This is a genomic window from Streptomyces alkaliphilus, from assembly GCF_014141535.1.
Lineage (GTDB): Bacteria > Actinomycetota > Actinomycetes > Streptomycetales > Streptomycetaceae > Streptomyces > Streptomyces alkaliphilus.
Genome location: NZ_VKHT01000711.1, coordinates 1 through 2,771 on the forward strand (window position 1 = coordinate 1; position 2,771 = coordinate 2,771).

Below are 2,771 nucleotides of genomic sequence, written 5' to 3' on the forward strand. Positions count from 1 at the left end.
CAGCTGTGTATAAGAGACAGCACCAGCAGCAGGTGCCGGGGGGAGCGCAGGTAGGCGGCGGCCGGATCGATCACGTCACCGTGCCAGCGCGGCACGTAGCCGGTGCCGAAGTCCCGGTGGATCGTGTCGAGCATCACGGCCCGGGCGCCGTCCAGATGATGCTCCCCGGCCCGTTGGATGCGGTATCCGTGCATCTGCGCATCGTATGCGACAAGGCGGAGCGGTGATCGGGCCGGGGCATGCCGGAGGACCCCGGGGCGTGAGGGGTACCCGGGACGGGTACGGTCGGGTTGGATCGCCGCACCCGTGGGCCGATCCGAGGGCCCGGCACCCCGCGGCCGGCCGGAACGACAACGGAATCGGGACGGAACCGATGGCAGGGACCGAAGCGGCCCCGGAGACCGGCGCGCGACCCGGATCGTCCCCCGTCCGGGCCGGGCAGCGCGACGCGGACCCGATCGCCGTCGGCACCGGCCCCCGGAGCACTCCCGCCCGCGCCCCGGCGGGCGGCGTCGCCCGGCGGGTGCCGCGCGGCGGCCCGTCGGACGTGCCGGTGGCGCGGGCTCCCGCCGAGGAGACCACGGGGAGGGACCCGGGAGGGAAAAGCCCTCCGGGGTGACGGAACCCCGTCACCGAGTCCTCGCCGAGACAGCGCCACCACACCGCACGGGAGCCGAGACGATCATGGAACTGCACGACTTCCCCCTGCTCGCCGCCGTCCTGGCGGTGGCGACCGTCATCGGGCTGATCGCCACCCGGCTGCGACAACCCCTGATCGTCGCCTTCATCGGTGTCGGAATCCTGGTGGGGCCCGCCGCGCTGGGCTGGGTGGAGGCCGACGGCACGATAGAACTGCTCGCCCATCTCGGCATCGCCGTGCTGTTGTTCCTGGTCGGCCTGCGTCTGGACCTGCACCTGGTGCGTACCACCGGACCGATCGCGCTGGCCACCGGCCTGGGACAGGTGGTCTTCACCTCGGCGATCGGCTACCTGATCGCCCGGTTGCTCGGCATGGACAACGTCACCTCGCTCTACGTGGCGGTGGCGCTCACCTTCTCCTCCACGATCATCATCGTGAAGCTCCTCTCCGACAAAAGGGAGTTGGAGCAACTACACGGTCGTATCGCGGTGGGGTTTCTCATCGTGCAGGACATCGTGGTCGTGATGGTCATGATCGCCCTGACCGCCTTCGGACAGCGAAACGCGATCGGTGGGGCGGAGAACGACCTCTCCACCGAGGTGCTGTTGGTCCTCGGCAAGGGGATCGGTCTGCTGGCGGCTATCGCCCTGCTGATGAAGTTCGTGCTGCCCCGGTTGCTCGACCACATCGCCCGGTCCCAGGAACTGCTGGTGCTCTTCGGCGTGGCCTACGCGATCTCGATCGCCGCGATCAGCGAGTGGTTGGGCTTCAGCACCGAGGTCGGGGCGTTCCTCGCCGGTGTCTCGCTGGCCACCACGCCGTACCGGGATGCCCTGGGAGCGCGGTTGGTCAGCCTGCGCGACTTCATGCTGCTGTTCTTCTTCCTCCAGCTCGGCGCGGGTCTGGAGTTCACCGATGCCGGTCGGCAGCTCGGTGAGGCGGCCGTTCTCTCGCTGTTCGTGCTGATCGGCAACCCGCTCATCGTGATCGTCATCATGGCGCTGATGCGCTACCCGGTTCGGGTGGGGTTCCTGTGCGGGTTGACGGTGGCGCAGATCTCGGAGTTCTCGCTGATCCTGGCCGCCCTCGGCCTGTCACTGGGGCACATCACGGGAGCCACGGTCAGCCTGATCACCGTCGTCGGTCTCATCACCATCGGCGTCTCGACCTACCTGATCATGTACTCGCAGCAGATCTGGGGTCGGATCGGGGGTTGGCTCGAGCGTTTCCAGCGGGTCGGTGTGCGGCAACCGGACACCGACCGTAGCGGGGACGACGTGGATGTCATCCTCTACGGCCTCGGCCGCTTCGGTGGGCACGCCGCCGACCGCCTCGCTCGGGCCGGTCTGCGGGTACTGGCGGTGGACTGGGACCCCTATCGGGTGACGCACAACGAGCGGGAGGGCGTCACCGCCGTCTTCGGAAGTGCCGAGGACGTCCACTTCCTGGAGACCCTTCCCCTGAGCCGGGCCCGATGGGTGATCAGCGCCATCCCCCATCCGAACACCAACCTCGCCCTCGTCGACGGCCTGCGCCGGCACGGTTACGAGGGACGGATCATGCTCACCGCCCACACCCCCCGGGAGGTGGAACGGTCCCGGGCGGCGGGGGTGGACATCGTCCTCGACCCCTTCTCGGAGGCCGCCGACACGGCCCTGGACATCGTCTCGGAACGTGCCCGGGGCGAGGGGGGACGGTCCGACGCCGGGGTCCTCGTCGCCGACCCCGGCCCCACCGCTCCGCACGACGGCACTCCGCACGACGGCCCTCTGTCCGGGCCCCCGGACGACGCCGGCGGCACCCGCCGGGCGGAGGGTCCGCCGGAGCGGTAGGGGAACGGGTCGCGCCGGACCGACGGGCACCGACAGCCGCCCGCCCGGGCCGCCCGCCCGGGCCGTGCGGTCAGCCGCCCGCTCGGTCCGTGGCGGATGCGGTCCGGTCCGCGGCGTCCGCGTGGGTGTCCCCCGGAGCGGCCCGCTCGGCCGTGGCCGCGATGTTGCGGGCCATCGCGCCGAAGACCAGCGCGTGCCACGGGCTGACGCTCCACCAGTACAGGTGACCGCCCAGGCCGTGGGGGTGGAACAGCGCCCGTTGACGGTAACGGGCCGCCGGACGCCCCCCGGCCCCGCCG

The 2,771-nt window shown here is 71.1% G+C and carries 2 protein-coding genes and 1 pseudogene; 1 reads left to right on the forward strand and 2 read right to left on the reverse strand.

Translation table 11 applies throughout. The annotated features are described in order from the left end of the window. A pseudogene (locus FNQ90_RS18790) lies at positions 1 to 194 on the reverse strand (GNAT family N-acetyltransferase); the annotation flags it as partial. A 421-nt stretch (positions 195 to 615) separates the two neighbouring features. On the opposite strand from FNQ90_RS18790, the gene FNQ90_RS18795 reads away from it, so the two are divergent. After that, positions 616 to 2,472 (forward strand): cation:proton antiporter, encoded by a 1,857-nt coding sequence (locus FNQ90_RS18795; protein ID WP_323380064.1) that lies wholly within the window; start codon positions 616 to 618, stop codon positions 2,470 to 2,472. Between the two features lie 70 nt (positions 2,473 to 2,542). On the opposite strand, the gene FNQ90_RS18800 is transcribed toward FNQ90_RS18795, so the two are convergent. Continuing rightward, a partial coding sequence (locus tag FNQ90_RS18800; protein WP_182607445.1) for a DUF2867 domain-containing protein occupies positions 2,543 to 2,771 on the reverse strand: 229 nt, incomplete at its 5' end.